Genomic DNA, 16,391 nt, shown 5'->3' on the forward strand with positions numbered 1-16,391 from the left:
CCGCCGTGACAGACGTGAAGATCATCGAGACGGACCGGCTGCTGCTGCACCCGCTCTCCGTCGACGACGCCCGGCGGATCGTCGAGGGCGTGCCCGGGGCCGGGGACCGCTGGGCCGAGGGGTATCCCGGGGACGGGGACGCCCGTAGCGCGCGGGGCTTTCTGAACGGGGTCGCCGAGCGCGGCGACCCCGGGGCGTACCGGCCGTACCGGATACAGCTCCTGGCGGACGGCACCACCGTCGGCGGGATCGGGTTCCACGGACCGCCGGACGAGGACGGGGTCGTCACGGTCGGGTACGGGCTCGTGCCCGGCGCGCGCGGACGGGGCTACGCCTCCGAGGCGCTGCGCGCGCTGATCGGCCGCGCCCGCGAGTCCGGCGCCACGGCGGTGCGCGGTGACGCCGACCTCGACAACGTCGCCTCGCACCGGGTGATGGAGGCGGCGGGCATGGCGTACGAGGGCGAGGACGAGAACGTGCGCCACTACCGTCTGGTGTTCGCCGCGTAACGCCGGTCCTCAGCGCTCCGACAGCTCCGAGGGCGCCTCCTGGACCCACCACCCGTTGCCGTCCGGGTCCCGGAAGGTCAGGAACGAGTTCCAGGTGCCGCCCTTGCCGGCCTCCCAGCCCGACGCGCCCACGTGCATGACCGGCGTCGCGTGCACCCCCGCCGCGAGCAGCCGCTCCCGCGCCGCCTCGATGTCGGTGACGCACAGCTGCAGGCCGTGCAGGGTGCCGGGGGCCATGACCTCGGTGCCCGGGAACGGCGGCATGCCCTGGACGAGGGAGATCGAGCAGCGCGAGCCGGGCGGGGTGATCTGGATGACGCGCGTGCCCGGTGCCACCTCCTGGTCCAGGTCGACCGTGAAGCCGAGCCTCTCGCCGTAGAACTCCTTCGCCCGGTCCAGGTCGGCGACGGGAACGGCCACCACTTCGAGGGTCCAGTTCATGCCGCCGATTCTGCCGCCAGGGACCCGTCCCGCGCTCCCCGGCACGCCCGGGAGCCGGTTCGCCGGATAGGCTCGGGCCGGGGCTCGATCGACCGGTGGAGGAGCGGCGGGATGACGGTGCCGGGACGCAGGAGCAGCACGTTCACCCGGCTGCTGCGGCACGGATTCACCGATCCGTCCGCCGCCGAGCGGCTGCTCGACCTGGACGAGCTCGCCTCGCTGCGCGGCGACTCGGTGCTCCTGGACGCCCTCGGCGCCACCGCCGACCCCGACCTCGCGCTGCGCGGCCTGGTCCGGCTCGTCGAGGCCCAGCCGGAGGCCGAGCGCCCGGCGCTCACCACCACCCTGCTCTCCGCCAAGCCGTTCCGCGACCGGCTGCTCGGCGTGCTCGGCACCTCCGAGGCGCTCGCCGACCACCTGGCCCGCCACCCGCGCGACTGGCAGGCCCTCGTCACCTACGAGGCCGCCGATCTGCACCCGGGCGTCGCCGAGTTCGAGCGCGGGCTCGCCGAGGCCACCGACCTGGTGTCGCTGCGGATCGCCTACCGCCGCTGCCTGCTGTCCATCGCCGCCCGGGACGTGTGCGGCACCACCGACGTCGCCCAGACCGCCGCCGAGCTCGCCGACCTCGCCACCGCGACCCTGCGCGCCGCGCTCCGCCTCGCCCGCGCGGCGGCGCCCGAGGACGCGGCGCAGTGCCGGCTCGCCGTGATCGCCATGGGCAAGTGCGGCGGCAACGAGCTCAACTACGTCTCCGACGTGGACGTGATCTTCGTCGGCGAGGCCGCGGACGAGGCCGCCGCCCGGGACGGCGGCGAGGCCAAGGCGCTCCAGGCCGCGACCCGGCTCGCCTCCCACCTCATGCGGATCTGCTCGGAGACCACCGTCGAGGGCAGCATCTGGCCCGTCGACGCCAACCTCCGCCCGGAGGGCCGCAACGGCCCGCTCGTGCGGACCCTCTCCTCCCACCTCGCCTACTACCAGCGGTGGGCCAAGACCTGGGAGTTCCAGGCCCTGTTGAAGGCCCGGGCGGTGGCCGGCGACGCCGAGCTCGGCGCCGCGTACATCGACGCCGTCTCCCCGCTGGTCTGGCAGGCCGCCGAGCGCGAGAACTTCGTCCCCGACGTGCAGAAGATGCGCCGCCGGGTCGTCGACAACATCCCCGCCGCGCAGATCGACCGCGAGCTGAAGCTCGGCCCCGGCGGCCTGCGCGACGTCGAGTTCGCCGTGCAGCTCCTCCAGCTGGTGCACGGCCGCAGCGACGCCTCGCTGCACAGCGGCACCACGCTCGACGCGCTCGCAGCCCTCGCCGCCGGCGGCTACGTGGGCCGCGCCGACGCCGCCCAGCTCGACGACGCCTACCGCTTCCTGCGCGCCATGGAGCACCGCATCCAGCTGTACCGGCTGCGCCGCACCCACCTCGTCCCCGAGGGCGAGGACGACCTGCGCCGCCTCGGCCGCTCCCTCGGACTGCGCACCGACCCGGTCGCCGAGCTGAACCGCGAGTGGAAGCGGCACGCGGCCGTGGTGCGCCGGCTGCACGAGAAGCTGTTCTACCGGCCGCTCCTCGACGCCGTCGCCCAGCTCGCCCCCGGCGAGACCCGGCTCAGCCCGCAGGCCGCCGGACAGCGGCTCGAAGCGCTCGGTTACGCCGATCCCGCCGCCGCCCTGCGCCACCTGGAGGCGCTGTCCTCCGGGGTCAGCCGCAAGGCCGCGATCCAGCGGACGCTGCTGCCGGTGCTGCTCGGCTGGTTCGCCGACTCGGCCGACCCGGACGCCGGGCTGCTCGGCTTCCGCAAGGTCTCCGACGCGCTCGGCAAGACGCCCTGGTACCTGCGGCTGCTCCGCGACGAGGGCGCCGCCGCCGAGAACCTGGCCCGGGTCCTCTCGGCCGGCCGGCTCGCGCCCGACCTGCTGCTCCGCGCACCCGAGGCGGTCGCCATCCTCGGCGACCCGGAGGGCCTGAAGCCGCGCGGCCGGGACCACCTGGAGCAGGAGGTGCTCGCCGCGGTCGGCCGCGCGGAGGGCGCCGAACACGCGGTGGCGGCGGCCCGCGGAGTGCGCCGCCGGGAGCTGTTCCGCACCGCCGCGGCCGACCTCATCGGCTCGTACGGCACGGAGGACAGCCCCAGGGAGCCCGATCCCGGCGCGCTGGTCGACCGGGTCGGGCAGGCCGTCACCGACCTCAACGCGGCCACCATCGCCGGCGCGCTCCGGGCCGCCGTGCGCGCCGGGTGGGGCGACGAGCTGCCGACCCGCTTCGCCGTCATCGGCATGGGCCGCTTCGGCGGACACGAACTCGGCTACGGCTCCGACGCGGACGTGCTGTTCGTGCACGAGCCACGCGAGGGCGTCGACGAGCAGGAGGCGGCGCGGGCCGCGAACCAGGTCGTCACCGAGATGCGCCGGCTCCTCCAACTGCCCACCGCCGACCCGCCGTTGCTGATCGACGCGGATCTGCGCCCGGAGGGCAGGAACGGCCCCCTCGCCCGGACGCTGAAGTCCTACGAGGCCTACTACCGCCGCTGGTCGCTCGTCTGGGAGAGCCAGGCCCTGCTGCGGGCCGAACCGATGGCCGGCGACGTCGAGCTGGGCCGGCGGTTCGTCGACCTCGTCGACCCGCTGCGCTACCCGATGGAAGGCCTCGGCGACGAGGCCGTGCGCGAGATCCGCCGGCTCAAGGCCCGCATGGAGACCGAGCGGCTGCCCCGCGGCGCCGACCCGACGCTCCACGCCAAGCTGGGCCGGGGCGGGCTGAGCGACGTCGAGTGGACCGTGCAGCTGATCCAGATGCGGCACGGCTGGGCCGAGCCGGGCCTGCGCACTCCCCGGACCCGCGAGGCCCTGGCCGCCGCCCACGCGGCGGGCCTCATCGCGACGGACGAGGCGCAGATCCTGGACGAGGCCTGGGTGCTCGCCACCCGGGTGCGCAACGCGGTGATGCTGGTCCGCGGCCGGTCCGGCGACACCTTCCCGTCCGAGCCGCGCGAACTGGCGGCCGTGGGCCGCTACATGGGCTACGGACCCGGCCACGTCGGCGAGATGGTGGACGACTACCGCCGCGTCACCCGCCGCGCGCGGGCCGTCATGGAGGAGCTGTTCTACGGGGCCTGACGCCGGCCCGGCCGGTCAGGCCGTCTTCAGATACGGCTCCAGCAGGGTGCCCCAGGCCTGGTCGATCTGCTCGAACTCGGCGGGGCAGCGCGTGGCCCGGGACTCCGGCAGGACCCCGTCCGGGTTGTCCCCGGTCGCCACGACGCCCTGGTAGGCGTTCGGATCGGAGCCATACAGCCAGCAGATGGCGTTGTAGTAGCGCTGGGCGTCCAGGGAGTGCTCGTCGGCCGGGTCCGGGGCGACGTCGCCCCGCTCGGAGGCGAGGGCCAGTGCGCCCCACGCCTCGATGGCGCTGACCGCGTACTCCTGGTGCAGCGAGTCCCCGGCGAGCATCAGCGTGGTGAGCTGGTCGGCGGCGTCCTCCTCGCGGCCGGTGATGGGCAGGTCGTAGAGGGTGATCAGGGCGTGCGCGAGCTCGTGGAAGACCACGCTGTTGGAGATGCCGATGACGTCGTCGTCGACGGCCCGGCTCCGTTCGGCCTCGCTGCCCTCGGTGTTCAGCTCCGTGAACAACGACCGGTAGGCTCCGGCGAGTTCGTAGCAGAAGGCGATGGTCTCGGTCTCGGGATCCCAGAACGCGTTCTCCTCGCCGCAGCTCAGCGCGGTGAGGGACACGTCGCGCGGCAGGCCGATCAGCGCGTTGGCGTGCGCGGCGGCGCTCTCCAGGACCTCGTTCTGCTCCAGGAACTGCTGCTCGGCCTGGTCCGCCTCCGTCTCGCCGGGCTCGTAGCTCACGACGAGAACTCCCGGTCCTGGCGCGGCCGTCGAGGCGGGAACGCCGAGGGACAGCAGGGCGAGGGCGGCCAGCAGGGCGGTCGCCCCGTGTCGAAGCAAGAGCATCCCTGCCTCCGACCGTCTCCGATCGTCCCGATCAGTTCCGAGCGGGGCCCCACAGAAAAAGCATAGGCCTCTACCGGGAGTCCAGCAGCTTCCGGCAGTGCGCCATGTATCCCGCGAGCGCCAGCTCGAAGGCCGCGTCGGCGCGGCTGCCCGCGACCGCGGCCAGGGCGTCCGCCAGGTGCGGCGTGGCGGTCTCGTCGGTCAGCTCCCACATCATCTCGGGCGCCGCCATGTCGAGGGCCGACCCGAGCACCAGGTTCTCCAGGCCGATGATCACCGGCATCACGTCCGCGAGCGGGAAGCCGGCGTCCAGGAGGCGGACAACGGCCTTCTCGTACTGCTGGAGCACCTTCGGGGCGCGCACCGGCGAGGTGGTGAGCAGCGGGATCGTGCGCGGATGGGCGGCGAAGGCGGCGCGGTACGAGCGGGCCCAGGCGGTCATGGCGGCGTCCCACGGCGCCAGCGCGAACGCGCCGTCGTCGATGGCGTCGCAGACCCGCTCCCGCAGCAGCTCCACGATGCCGTCCCGGCCGTCCACATGGTGGTACACCGAGGCCGTCTGCACGCCGAGCGCCCGGGCGATCTGCGGGACGCTGAAGTCGCCCTGGTCATCGACGAGTCGGAGCGCCGTGGTGGTGATGCGCTCCCGGTCGAGGAGGGGCGTGCGCGGCCGGCCCATGAAGGTTTTCCCCCAGTCGAGGTCTTCCCGAATCGTCGGACCCGAGGCTACATTGCGCCAACCGAAAGGCTTTAGGTTTCTGCTCCGACATCCCGGCCCCGGCACCCCGGGTCTGCAATCCGGATCCCGACATCCCGGCCCCGGCACCCCCGGGTCCTGCATCCGGTCCCGGCAACCCGGCCCCGGCATCCCGGGTCCCGGCATCCCGCTCCCGACTCCTGCTGTGTCGTCCCCGCTCCGACCTCCTGCTCCCGTCGTCCCCCGCTCCCGTCGTCCCCGTTTTCCGTCGCGGAAGGGCTTCCCCACCCATGTCCTCCAGCACCCCCGACAAGCCGCCCGGCCTCCGCACCGGCACCCTGACCACCGCGGACATCTCCTTCTTCGTCGTCTCCGCCGCCGCCCCGCTCACCGTCATGGCCGGAGTCGCCCCCATCGCCCTCGTCCTCGGCGGCATCGGCGCCCCCGCCGGCTATCTCCTCGCCGGCATCACCCTCGCGGTCTTCGCCGTCGGCTTCACCACCATGAGCCGCCACGTCCGCAGCGCCGGCGCCTTCTACGCGTACATCGCCCAGGGCCTCGGCAAGCCCCTCGGCATCGCCGCCGCGCTCGTCGCCATGGTCGGCTACAACGGCATGGAGATCGGCGTCTACGGCCTCCTCGGCTCCGCCACCGCCGACACCGCCCACTCCCTGTGGGGCGTCGACCTGCCCTGGCTGCCCATCGCGCTCGCCGGCCTGCTGCTCATCTGGTACGGCGGCTACCGCTCCATCGACTTCGGCGCCAAGGTCCTCGGCGTCCTGCTCGTCGCCGAGACCGGGATACTCGTGCTCCTCGCCGCCGGGGTCCTCCTGGAGGGCGGCGCGCACGGGCTCTCCCTCGCGTCCTTCGCCCCCGGCAACGTCCTCGTCCCCGGCACCGCCGCCGTGCTCGCCTTCGCCTTCTCGGCCTTCACCGGCTTCGAGTCGACCGTCATCTACCGCCGCGAGGCCCGCGACCCGGCCCGCACCATCCCCCGCGCCACCTACATCGCGGTCGGCTTCCTCGGTCTCTTCTACGCCTTCGTCGTCTGGACCGTCATCCAGGCCTTCGGCGACGACAAGGTCGTCGAGGCCGCCGCGGGCGACACCGGCGGGCTCTTCTTCGCCGCCATCACCACCTACGTCGGCGCCTGGGCCGCCGACCTGATGCACGTCCTCATCGTGACCAGCATCATCGCCTCGCTCCTGGCCTTCCACAACGCCATCAACCGCTACGGCCTCGCCCTCGCCGAGGAGGGCGTGCTGCCCGCCGCGCTCGGCCGGATCCACCCGCGCCACCGCTCCCCGTACGTCGCCGGACTCGTCCAGACCGCGCTCGGCGCCGTCGTCGTCCTCGGCTTCGCCGTCGCGGGCGCCGACCCGTACACCCAGCTCCTGCTCTGGGTGAACACCCCCGGGATGCTCGGGCTCATGGCGCTGATGCTGCTCGCCGCCCTCGCCGTCGTCCGCTACTTCCGGCGCGTCCCGCACCAGGAAGGCGCCCTGCGGACCCTCGTCGCCCCGGTCGCGGCCGCCGTGCTGCTGGCCGTCGCCCTGTGGCTGGTCGCCTCCAGGGTCGACCTGTTCACCGGCGCCTCCACCACCGTCAACACCGTCCTCCTCGCCGTCGTCCCCGCCGTCCTCCTCCTCGGGCTCCTCCTCGCGCACCGGCTCCGCCGCACCCGCCCCGAGGTCTACGCCCGCTTCGCCGCCGAGCCCACCGCCGAGTCCACCGAATCCGGAGATCCCGCGTGTCCGCACCCGACCTCGTCCTCGTCAACGCCCGCGTCCGAGACCCCGGGCCGACCGGGCACACCGCTGTCGCCGTCCGCGACGGACTGATCACCGCCCTCGGCGACGACACCGACGCCCGCGACTGGCGCGGCCCCGGCACCGAGCTCGTCGACCTCGCCGGAGCCACCCTCACGCCCGGACTCACCGACGCCCACAGCCACCCCGTCTGGGGCCTGGAGATGTTCACCGGCACCGACCTCTCGGACGTCACCGACCTCGACGGACTGCGGGCCGCGCTGCGGAACGCCGACCGGCGTGAGCTGGATCCTCGGCTTCGGCCTCGACCACAACGTCTTCGCCGGCCGGCGGATCCACCACGACCTGATCGAGGACGTCCTCGACGGCGCCCCCGCCTTCCTCCGGCTCTACGACGGCCACTCCGCCCTCGTGAGCGCCACCGCGCTGAAGGCCGCCGGCATCGACGGGCCGCGCTCCTTCGCCCAGCGCTCCGAGATCGTCTGCGACGCGTCCGGGCGCCCCACGGGCCATCTCAACGAGCACGCCGCCATGGACCTCATGACGCCGGTGCTCCCCGCCCAGCCGTACGCCGAGCGCCGCGACCGGCTCGTCGCCCTGCTCTCCGCCATGGCCGCCACCGGGCTCACCGGCGCCCACGTCATGGACCTCGGCGGCCACGACGTGCCCGGCCTGCTCGCCGCGATCGAGGCCGACGGCGACCTGCCCCTCCGGCTGCGCCTCGCCCCCTGGTGCATGCCCGGCGCGAGCACCGAGGAGCTGGACGAGCTGGTCCGGCTCCAGGAGCGAGCCGGCCGGCTGTGGCGGGTCGGCGGCGTCAAGTTCTTCATGGACGGCACCGTCGAGGGCGGCACCGCCTGGCTGGAGCACCCCGACTGCCACGGCCAGGGCACCGACGCCTTCTGGCCCGACCCGGCCGCGTACGCGGCCGCCGTACGGCACCTCCACGGGGCCGGCGTCGGCACCGCCACCCACGCGATCGGCGACGCGGCCGTACGGCACGTGCTGGACACCGTCGAGACCCTCGGGGAGGGCCCCCGGCACCGGATCGAGCACATCGAGACGGTCCCGGACGACCAGCTCGGCCGCTTCGCCGCGCTCGGCGTCGTCGCCTCGATGCAGCCCCCGCACACCGCCTACACGCGCGCCGACCGCACCGACGAGTGGTCCAGGCGGCTCGGCGACGAGCGGGCCGCCCGGGCCTGGCGCTGCCGTGACCTGAGGGACGCGGGCGCCGTTCTCGCCCTCGGCTCGGACTGGCCCATCGCCCACTACGACGCCCGCCAGGTCCTCGCCACCGCGCGGGCCCCGCGGGGTGCCGCCTCGGTCCGGCCGGGACTGACGGGTCTGATGGCTCTGGAGGGCATGACCACGCACGCGGCACTCGCGGCGGGGGAGGAGCGGTTCGCCGGCCGGATCGCGCCCGGCCACCGCGCGGACCTCACGGCCCTCACGCTCGACCCGGCCGAGGCAGCGCCCGACGAGACCGCCGAGGCGCCGGTCCGCCTCACCGTCGCCGGCGGGCGGATCACCTGGAGGAGCTGACCCGCTCCGCGTCGCGCTCGTCGGCTTCCCGGGTCTTCCCGGCACCGGCCTTCGCGGCCGCGGTCTCCTCGGACGCGCGGTCCGCCCCCTCCCGGGGCGGGCCGCCCGGCGTGTCACCCTGGGTGACGCCCTGCGGCGTGGACGCGGCCGGCTCCACCAGCTTCGGGAGCTTGTGGGGGCGCGAGCCGTACCAGACGTACGAGACGGCGAAGCCGAAGGCCAGGCAGATGATGCCGCCCACCGCGTCCATCCAGAAGTGGTTGGCCGTGGCCACGATGACGACCAGCGTCGCCATCGGGTAGACCAGGCCGAGGATCCGCGCCCAGGGCGCCTTGGCGAGCAGGAAGATGGTGACGCCGCACCACAGCGACCAGCCGATGTGCATCGACGGCATCGCCGCGTACTGGTTCGACATGTGCTTGAGGTTGCCCGAGGCCATCGAGCCCCAGGTGTGGTGCACCAGCACCGTGTCGACGAAGTTCTGCCCGTTCATCAGACGGGGCGGGGCCAGCGGGTACAGGTAGTAGCCGACCAGGGCCACGCCCGTGGTCGCGAACAGGACGGTGCGGAACGCCGCGTAACGGCCCGGCTGCCACCGGTACAGCCACACCAGCACACCGATGGTCACGACGAAGTGCAGCGTGGCGTAGTAGTAGTTCATCGACACGATCAGCCATGTCACCGAGTTCACGGCGTGGTTGACGGTGTGCTCGAAGGCGAGGCCGAGCGAGTGCTCCGCCTCCCAGATCCAGTCGGCGTTCCTGAGCGCCTGTGCCTTCTGCTCGGGCACCGCGTTGCGGATGAGCGAGTACAGCCAGTAGCTCACCGCGATGAGCAGGATCTCGAACCAGATCCGCGGCCGCCGCGGCGTACGGGCGCGCAGCCGCGCCCACCGTCCGTCGGCCACGATGGGTGACGACGGGGTCGTCCGGCTTTCCAAACTCTTCACGGTCGTTTCACCCATAGGAGGAGAGTCTGCCAGATCCCGTCCCCCTGACCGATCATCCTCCAGTCGGGTTCGGGGCGCACCCGGTCCATCTTCGGAGGGACCTCAGCCCTGAGGGGGCCGGGGCGGCGCGGCCGGGGCCGAGGCGGTCGAACCGCGCACCACCAGCTCCGGCATGAAGACGAACTCGCTGTGCGGGGCCGGGGTGCCCCCGACCTCCTCCAGGAGCGCGCGGACGGCCGCCTGGCCCATCGCCTGCACCGGCTGGCGGATGGTGGTGAGCGGCGGGTCGGTGAACGCTATGAGCGGGGAGTCGTCGAAGCCGACCACCGAGACGTCCTTCGGCACCTGGAGGCCCTGCTGGCGGGCGGCCCGGATCGCGCCGAGCGCCATCATGTCGCTCGCGCAGACGACCGCGGTGCAGCCCTTGGCGATGAGCGCGGAGGCGGCGGCCTGGCCGCCTTCCAGGGTGTAGAGGGAGTGCTGGACGAGCTCCTCGGTCTCCTCGGGAGCGAGGCCGAAGCGGTCCTGCATGCCCTTGCGGAAACCCTCGATCTTGCGCAGGACGGGCACGAAGCGCTTGGGACCGACGGCGAGGCCGATCCGGGTGTGGCCGAGCGCCGCCAGGTGCGTCACGGCGAGCACCATGGCGGCCCGGTCGTCGGGGGAGACGAAGGGGGCCTGGACCTTGGGGGAGAAGCCGTTGATGAGGACGTACGGGACGCCCTTGCCGCGCAGCTGGTCGTAGCGGGTGGTGTCGGCCGTGGTGTCGGCGTGCAGCCCGGACACGAAGATGATGCCGGCCACCCCCCGCTCCACCAGCATGTCGGTGAGCTCGTCCTCCGTGGACCCGCCGGGGGTCTGGGTGGCGAGCACCGGGGTGTATCCCTGCCGGGTGAGGGCCTGCCCGATGACCTGCGCGAGCGCGGGGAAGATCGGGTTGTCCAGTTCGGGGGTTATGAGTCCGACGAGGCCCGCGCTGCGCTGGCGCAGCCGTACGGGACGCTCGTAGCCGAGCACGTCGAGTGCGGCAAGAACGGATTCACGGGTGGCCGCGGCCACACCGGGCTTGCCGTTGAGCACGCGGCTGACTGTGGCTTCACTGACCCCCGCCTGGGCTGCGATGTCGGCGAGCCGCGCGGTCATGGGAGTGGACTGTACCGGTCAGGCGTCGGATTGCCCACCGAACGCGGGTTCCGGCCGCTGTCGTCCCGCTTTCGCAAGTTCTTGCAAGAGAAGAAAGGTCCCGGGAGCTGTCAAGCGGCTCGTCGGCAACCTTAGGGACACGTGGATGTAACGATCAGCGTGTCTTGCAGAAATTTCCCGCAAGCTCTTTCGGCTCGTTTTCATCCCTGTTACGTTCCTGCCAACCCGGCGCGCCGCGAGGGAGCGGTCGCATGAGGAAGGTTCCAGCCCCTCGTCCATCCGGGACCATCTGAAGGAGTTCACATGCGGCGTGGCATAGCGGCCACCGCGCTGGTCGCCGCCCTGGGCGTGACCCTGGCGGCGTGCGGCAGCGACAGCGGTTCGAACGACGGCGGCTCGAAGAGCTCCGGCGAGCTCTCGGGCACCGTGACCTGGTGGGACACCTCGACGGTCGGCTCCGAGGACAAGGTCTTCAAGAAGATCGCCGAGGACTTCACCAAGAAGCACCCCAAGGTCACCGTCAAGTACGTCAACGTGCCGTTCGGCGACGCCCAGAACAAGTTCAAGAACGCGGCCCAGTCCGGCTCCGGCGCCCCCGACGTCATCCGCTCCGAGGTCGCCTGGACCCCGGACTTCGCGAACCTCGGCTACCTCGCCCCGCTGGACGGCACCCCGGCCCTCAAGGACCAGGACGACTTCCTCAAGCAGGCCGCCGCGTCCACCAAGTACAACGGCAAGACCTACGCCGTGCCGCAGGTCATCGACTCCATGGGCATCTTCTACAACAAGAAGATCTTCAAGGAGGCCGGTGTCGAGGTCCCCAAGACGGTCGACGAGCTGAAGGCCGTCTCCGCCAAGATCAAGCAGAAGACCGGCAAGACCGGCCTGTACCTGCGCGGTGACGACGCCTACTGGTTCCTCTCCTTCCTGTACGGCGAGGGCGGCGACATGGTCAACGCCGACACCAAGACCGTCACCATCGACAACCCGGCCGGCGTCAAGGCCTTCAAGACCGTCAAGGACCTGGTCGACTCCAAGGCCGCGATCACCGACGCGACCAACGGCTGGGACAACATGCAGGCCGCCTTCAAGGACGGCAAGGTCGCGATGATGATCAACGGCCCGTGGGCCGTCGCCGACACCTACACCGGCAAGGAGTTCGCCGACAAGGCGAACCTGGGCATCGCCCCGGTCCCGGCCGGCTCCGCCGCCCAGGGCGCCCCGCAGGGCGGCCACAACCTCGCCGTCTACGCCGGTTCCAAGAACCTGAACGCCTCGTACGCCTTCGTCGAGTACATGAGCTCGCCCGAGGTCCAGGCCCAGGTCGCCAAGGAGCTCAGCCTGCTCCCGACCCGTACCTCCGCCTACGGCAAGACGGAGGTGGCCACCAACGAGATGATCACCTTCTTCAAGCCGGTCGTCGAGAAGGCCGTCGAGCGCCCGTGGATCCCGGAGGGCGGCAGCCTCTTCGCCCCGCTGGTCACCGAGTACACCAAGGTCCTCACCAACCAGAGCACCCCGGAGCAGGGAGCGAAGACGGCGGGCGAGTCCTACCGCAAGCTCCTGAAGGACTGGAAGTAACCAACCCCGTGCCGGAGACGGAGCACGAAGGAAGGCAGACCGGCTGATGGCTGTGGACACCAGCAGCCAGTCGGTGGCGAAGGCCGCGGGCGACAGCGCCCGCGGCCGGAGCCGCGGAACTGGCAAGCGGAACGGTGGATCCCGGGGCGCCGTACGGCGTTCCCTCTCCACCCACTGGTACGCCTGGGCGATGGTCGCCCCGGTGGTGCTCGTGATCGGCGTGATCATCGGATACCCGCTGGTCCGCGGCATCTGGCTGTCGCTCACCGACGCCAACGAACGCAATGTGGAGCGCTCCATCGGCGTCAACCACATCCCGGCGAGCTACGAGTTCGTCGGCGTCGACAACTACGTCGACGCGCTCACCGGAAGCCAGTTCCTGGCCACCCTCGGCTGGACGCTGGTGTGGACGGTGGCGTGCGTGTCGGTCACCTTCGCCCTCGGCCTCGTCCTCGCGAACATGCTCAACCGCAGGATGGCCGGCCGCGGCGTCTACCGCATGCTGCTCATCCTGCCCTGGGCCGTCCCCGGCTTCGTCTCCGTCTTCGCCTGGCGCTTCCTCTACGACGAGCGCCGCGGCATCCTCAACCAGCTGCTCGCGGGCGGCGGCATCGACGCCGTCCCGTGGCTCAACGACCCCACCTGGGCCAAGTTCTCGGTCATCGCCGTCAACGTCTGGCTCGGCGTGCCGTTCATGATGGTCGCCCTCCTCGGCGGCCTGCAGTCCATCCCCGGCGAGATGTACGAGGCCGCCGAGATGGACGGCGCCAACGCCTGGCAGCGCTTCCGGCACATCACCCTGCCCGGACTGCGGTCCGTCAGCACCACGGTGATCCTGCTGAGCACCATCTGGACCTTCAACATGTTCCCGGTGATCTTCCTGCTCACCCGGGGCGGTCCCGGCGAGGCCACCCAGATCCTGGTGACCCAGGCCTACAAGTTCTCCTTCGAGATCAGCCCGCGCGACTACGCGCAGTCCTCCACGTGGGGCGTGCTGATCCTGATCCTCCTGATGGTCTTCGCCGCGGTCTACCGGCGGGTCCTCCGCAAGCAGGGAGAAGTCTGGTGACCACCGCAACCGCCACCGGCCCGGCCCGGCACCGGGCCCAGGCCCCGGCCAGGACCAACCCCCCGCGCCGCGGCCGCCGCTCGCCGCTGGCCTCCGTCGGGCTGCACGTCAGCCTGATCGTCGCCTCCGTGATCGCCGTGTTCCCGGTCCTCTGGGTGCTGCTGACCTCGCTCAAGCCCGCGAAGTTCGCCACCACCACGGACTTCGTGAAGGACCCGACGCTCGAGAACTACACGAACCTGCTGAACGACACCCCGTTCCTCACCTGGTTCGGCAACTCGCTGCTCGTCGCCGCCCTCACCACCCTGCTCGGCGTCTTCGTCTCCTCCACCACCGGCTACGCCGTCAGCCGCTTCCGCTTCCCCGGCAAGCGCGGGCTGATGTGGACGCTGCTGATCACCCAGATGTTCCCGGTCGCCGTCCTCATCGTGCCGATCTACAACATCATGGCGTCGATGGGCCTGCTCAACACCTCGACCGGCCTGGTCATCACCTACCTGACCATCGCCGTGCCGTTCTGCGCCTGGATGATGAAGGGCTTCTTCGACACCATCCCGAAGGAGATCGACGAGTCGGGCTACGTCGACGGCCTCACCCCGTTCGGCACCTTCTGGCGGCTGATCCTGCCGCTCGCCAAGCCGGGCATCGCGGTGACCGCCTTCTACTCCTTCATCACCGCCTGGGGCGAGGTCGCCTACGCCTCCGCCTTCATGGTCGGCGACGAGAACATGACCCTCGCCGGCGGACTGCAGAAGTTCGTCAACCAGTACGGCGCCCAGTGGGGCCCGATGACCGCGGCCTCCGTGCTCATCGCCATCCCCGCCGCCCTGGTGTTCCTCTTCGCCCAGCGCCACCTGGTGACCGGCATGTCCGCCGGCGCCGTCAAGGGCTGACGGCCCTGAACACCGAACCCGTACGCCCCTCCTTACCTCCCAGGGAAGACATGACCCAGCACCTCGCCGCCCCCGCCGACGCCGCAACCGCCACCGGCACGCAGTCGGGCTGGTGGAGAGACGCGGTGATCTACCAGGTCTACCCGCGCAGCTTCGCCGACGGCAACGGTGACGGCATGGGCGACCTGCCGGGCATCCGCAGCCGGCTGCCGTACCTCAAGGAGCTCGGCGTCGACGCCGTCTGGCTCTCCCCGTTCTACGCCTCCCCGCAGGCCGACGCCGGCTACGACGTCGCCGACTACCGGGCCATCGACCCCATGTTCGGCACGCTCCACGACGCCGACGCCGTGATCCGCGAGGCCCACGAACTGGGCCTCAGGATCATCGTCGACCTGGTCCCCAACCACTCCTCCGACCAGCACGAGTGGTTCCAGCGCGCCCTGCGCGAGGGCCCCGGCTCCCCGCTGCGCGAGCGCTACCACTTCCGGCCCGGCAAGGGCGCGAACGGCGAACTCCCGCCCAACGACTGGGAGTCCATCTTCGGCGGCCCCGCCTGGACCCGTACGGAGAACCCGGACGGCACGCCCGGCGAGTGGTACCTCCACCTCTTCGCGCCCGAGCAGCCCGACTTCAACTGGGAACACCCGGCCGTCCGCGACGAGTTCCGCTCCATCCTGCGCTTCTGGCTCGACATGGGCGTCGACGGCTTCCGCGTCGACGTCGCCCACGGCCTGGTCAAGGCCGCGGGCCTGCCCGACATCGGCGCCCACGACCAGCTGAAGCTGCTCGGCAACGACGTCATGCCCTTCTTCGACCAGGACGGCGTCCACGAGATCTACCGCTCCTGGCGCAAGGTCCTCTCGGAGTACGACGGCGAGCGCGTCCTCGTCGCCGAGGCCTGGACCCCCACCGTCGAGCGCACCGCCAACTACGTGCGCGCCGACGAGATGCACCAGGCCTTCAACTTCCAGTACCTGGGCACCCACTGGGACGCCGCCGAACTGCGCGGCGTGATCGACGCCTCGCTCGCCGCGATGCAGCCGGTCGGCGCGCCCACCACCTGGGTGCTGTCCAACCACGACGTCACCCGGCACGCCACCCGCTTCGCCAACCCGGCGGGCCTCGGCACCCAGCTGCGCACCCCCGGCGACCGCGAGCTCGGCCTGCGCCGGGCCCGCGCCGCGACCCTGCTGATGCTGGCGCTGCCCGGCTCCGCGTACGTCTACCAGGGCGAGGAGCTCGGCCTGCCCGACGTCACCGACCTGCCCGACGAGGTCCGCCAGGACCCGTCGTTCTTCCGGGCCACCGGCCAGGACGGCTTCCGCGACGGCTGTCGGGTGCCGATCCCGTGGACCGTCGAGGGCTCCTCGTACGGCTTCGGCGCCGGCGGCTCCTGGCTGCCGCAGCCCGGCACCTGGGGCAGCCTGAGCGTCGAGGCGCAGACCGGCGACCCCACCTCCACCCTCGAGCTGTACCGCAGCGCGCTCGCCGTGCGCCGCACGCAGCCCGGGCTCGGCGCGGGCGAGTCCGTCGAGTGGCTGGACGCCCCGGAGGGCGTCCTCGCCTTCCGGCGCGACGGCTTCGTCTGCGTCGCCAACACCACCGGCCGGGCCATCTCCGTCCCGCTGCCCGGCCGGCTGCTCCTCTCCAACGAGGAGATCAGGATCGTCGACGCCGACGGCGAGGGCACAGCCGAGGTGCCCGCCGACACCACCGCCTGGTGGGCGGTGTGACGATCCCCCTGCCGCGGGGGGGCGGAGGCGGAGTCCCCCCGAGCTCCTAAACCCCCGCCCCCCCCCAGGCCAACCAAGAGAACCCCCACCAGGTCCCCCCCCACAAAG

General features: G+C 72.1%; 12 protein-coding genes and 1 pseudogene. 8 read left to right on the forward strand and 5 right to left on the reverse strand.

Features of this window, described 5'->3' with window-relative positions; translation table 11 throughout:
• Positions 1 to 5: 5 nt before the first annotated feature.
• Positions 6 to 509 carry a GNAT family N-acetyltransferase gene (locus ACFWJO_RS27580; protein ID WP_386869328.1) on the forward strand — a complete coding sequence of 168 codons (504 nt, stop codon included), beginning with the start codon at positions 6 to 8 and terminating at the stop codon, positions 507 to 509.
• Between the two features lie 9 nt (positions 510 to 518).
• Here ACFWJO_RS27580 and ACFWJO_RS27585 read toward each other — a convergent pair whose 3' ends face one another.
• Positions 519 to 950, reverse strand: a complete 432-nt coding sequence (locus ACFWJO_RS27585; RefSeq protein ID WP_386869330.1) for a VOC family protein — start codon at positions 948 to 950, stop codon at positions 519 to 521.
• Positions 951 to 1,061: 111 nt separating this feature from the next.
• On the opposite strand from ACFWJO_RS27585, the gene ACFWJO_RS27590 reads away from it, so the two are divergent.
• Positions 1,062 to 4,064 (forward strand): bifunctional [glutamine synthetase] adenylyltransferase/[glutamine synthetase]-adenylyl-L-tyrosine phosphorylase, encoded by a 3,003-nt coding sequence (locus ACFWJO_RS27590; RefSeq protein ID WP_386869332.1) that lies wholly within the window; start codon positions 1,062 to 1,064, stop codon positions 4,062 to 4,064.
• 15 nt (positions 4,065 to 4,079) lie between these two features.
• Here the strand turns inward: ACFWJO_RS27590 and ACFWJO_RS27595 are convergent, their stop codons facing one another.
• Positions 4,080 to 4,904 carry a DUF4344 domain-containing metallopeptidase gene (locus tag ACFWJO_RS27595; RefSeq protein WP_386869334.1) on the reverse strand — a complete coding sequence of 275 codons (825 nt, stop codon included), beginning with the start codon at positions 4,902 to 4,904 and terminating at the stop codon, positions 4,080 to 4,082.
• 70 nt (positions 4,905 to 4,974) lie between these two features.
• The gene (locus ACFWJO_RS27600; RefSeq protein WP_386869336.1) at positions 4,975 to 5,583 is read right to left on the reverse strand and encodes a TetR/AcrR family transcriptional regulator; all 609 of its coding nucleotides are present in this window, start codon (positions 5,581 to 5,583) and stop codon (positions 4,975 to 4,977) included.
• A gap of 308 nt (positions 5,584 to 5,891) precedes the next feature.
• Between ACFWJO_RS27600 and ACFWJO_RS27605 the strand changes: the two genes are divergently transcribed.
• Both ACFWJO_RS27605 and ACFWJO_RS27610 read left to right on the forward strand, forming a co-directional pair.
• Positions 5,892 to 7,442: an APC family permease gene (locus ACFWJO_RS27605; protein WP_386869338.1), complete on the forward strand. Its 1,551-nt coding sequence runs from the start codon at positions 5,892 to 5,894 to the stop codon at positions 7,440 to 7,442.
• Positions 7,352 to 8,915, forward strand: a pseudogene (locus tag ACFWJO_RS27610) (amidohydrolase). The gene ACFWJO_RS27605 and the pseudogene ACFWJO_RS27610 overlap by 91 nt, the downstream one beginning before the upstream one ends.
• Here ACFWJO_RS27610 and ACFWJO_RS27615 read toward each other — a convergent pair.
• Complete coding sequence (locus ACFWJO_RS27615; RefSeq protein WP_386869340.1) at positions 8,899 to 9,879, reverse strand: phosphatase PAP2 family protein; 981 nt, start codon at positions 9,877 to 9,879, stop codon at positions 8,899 to 8,901. The pseudogene ACFWJO_RS27610 and the gene ACFWJO_RS27615 overlap by 17 nt on opposite strands.
• Positions 9,880 to 9,966: 87 nt before the next feature.
• Complete coding sequence (locus ACFWJO_RS27620) at positions 9,967 to 11,007, reverse strand: LacI family DNA-binding transcriptional regulator (protein WP_386869342.1); 1,041 nt, start codon at positions 11,005 to 11,007, stop codon at positions 9,967 to 9,969.
• Positions 11,008 to 11,310: 303 nt separating this feature from the next.
• Between ACFWJO_RS27620 and ACFWJO_RS27625 the strand changes: the two genes are divergently transcribed.
• Genes ACFWJO_RS27625 through ACFWJO_RS27640 form a run of 4 tightly spaced genes read left to right on the forward strand, consistent with a single transcriptional unit; the run spans position 11,311 to position 16,283 of the window.
• Positions 11,311 to 12,588 (forward strand): extracellular solute-binding protein, encoded by a 1,278-nt coding sequence (locus tag ACFWJO_RS27625; protein ID WP_386869344.1) that lies wholly within the window; start codon positions 11,311 to 11,313, stop codon positions 12,586 to 12,588.
• A 46-nt stretch (positions 12,589 to 12,634) separates the two neighbouring features.
• Complete coding sequence (locus ACFWJO_RS27630; RefSeq protein WP_386869346.1) at positions 12,635 to 13,657, forward strand: carbohydrate ABC transporter permease; 1,023 nt, start codon at positions 12,635 to 12,637, stop codon at positions 13,655 to 13,657.
• Positions 13,654 to 14,550 carry a sugar ABC transporter permease gene (locus ACFWJO_RS27635; protein ID WP_386869348.1) on the forward strand — a complete coding sequence of 299 codons (897 nt, stop codon included), beginning with the start codon at positions 13,654 to 13,656 and terminating at the stop codon, positions 14,548 to 14,550. The genes ACFWJO_RS27630 and ACFWJO_RS27635 overlap by 4 nt, the downstream gene beginning before the upstream one ends.
• 50 nt (positions 14,551 to 14,600) lie before the next feature.
• Positions 14,601 to 16,283, forward strand: coding sequence for an alpha-amylase family glycosyl hydrolase (locus tag ACFWJO_RS27640; protein ID WP_386869350.1), 1,683 nt, complete (start codon positions 14,601 to 14,603; stop codon positions 16,281 to 16,283).
• Positions 16,284 to 16,391: the final 108 nt, after the last annotated feature.

The sequence above is a fragment of the Streptomyces sp. NPDC127092 genome, assembly GCF_042722475.1.
Lineage (GTDB): Bacteria > Actinomycetota > Actinomycetes > Streptomycetales > Streptomycetaceae > Streptomyces.

What these genes read in the sequence shown, in the direction of transcription:
- ACFWJO_RS27585 (WP_386869330.1), bottom strand. Translation starts at nt 950, where the DNA reads ATGAACTGGACCCTCGAAGTGGTGGCCGTTCCCGTCGCCGACCTGGAC.
- ACFWJO_RS27590 (WP_386869332.1), top strand. Translation starts at nt 1,062, where the DNA reads ATGACGGTGCCGGGACGCAGGAGCAGCACGTTCACCCGGCTGCTGCGG.
- ACFWJO_RS27595 (WP_386869334.1), bottom strand. Translation starts at nt 4,904, where the DNA reads ATGCTCTTGCTTCGACACGGGGCGACCGCCCTGCTGGCCGCCCTCGCC.
- ACFWJO_RS27600 (WP_386869336.1), bottom strand. Translation starts at nt 5,583, where the DNA reads ATGGGCCGGCCGCGCACGCCCCTCCTCGACCGGGAGCGCATCACCACC.
- ACFWJO_RS27605 (WP_386869338.1), top strand. Translation starts at nt 5,892, where the DNA reads ATGTCCTCCAGCACCCCCGACAAGCCGCCCGGCCTCCGCACCGGCACC.
- ACFWJO_RS27615 (WP_386869340.1), bottom strand. Translation starts at nt 9,879, where the DNA reads ATGGGTGAAACGACCGTGAAGAGTTTGGAAAGCCGGACGACCCCGTCG.
- ACFWJO_RS27620 (WP_386869342.1), bottom strand. Translation starts at nt 11,007, where the DNA reads ATGACCGCGCGGCTCGCCGACATCGCAGCCCAGGCGGGGGTCAGTGAA.
- ACFWJO_RS27625 (WP_386869344.1), top strand. Translation starts at nt 11,311, where the DNA reads ATGCGGCGTGGCATAGCGGCCACCGCGCTGGTCGCCGCCCTGGGCGTG.
- ACFWJO_RS27630 (WP_386869346.1), top strand. Translation starts at nt 12,635, where the DNA reads ATGGCTGTGGACACCAGCAGCCAGTCGGTGGCGAAGGCCGCGGGCGAC.
- ACFWJO_RS27640 (WP_386869350.1), top strand. Translation starts at nt 14,601, where the DNA reads ATGACCCAGCACCTCGCCGCCCCCGCCGACGCCGCAACCGCCACCGGC.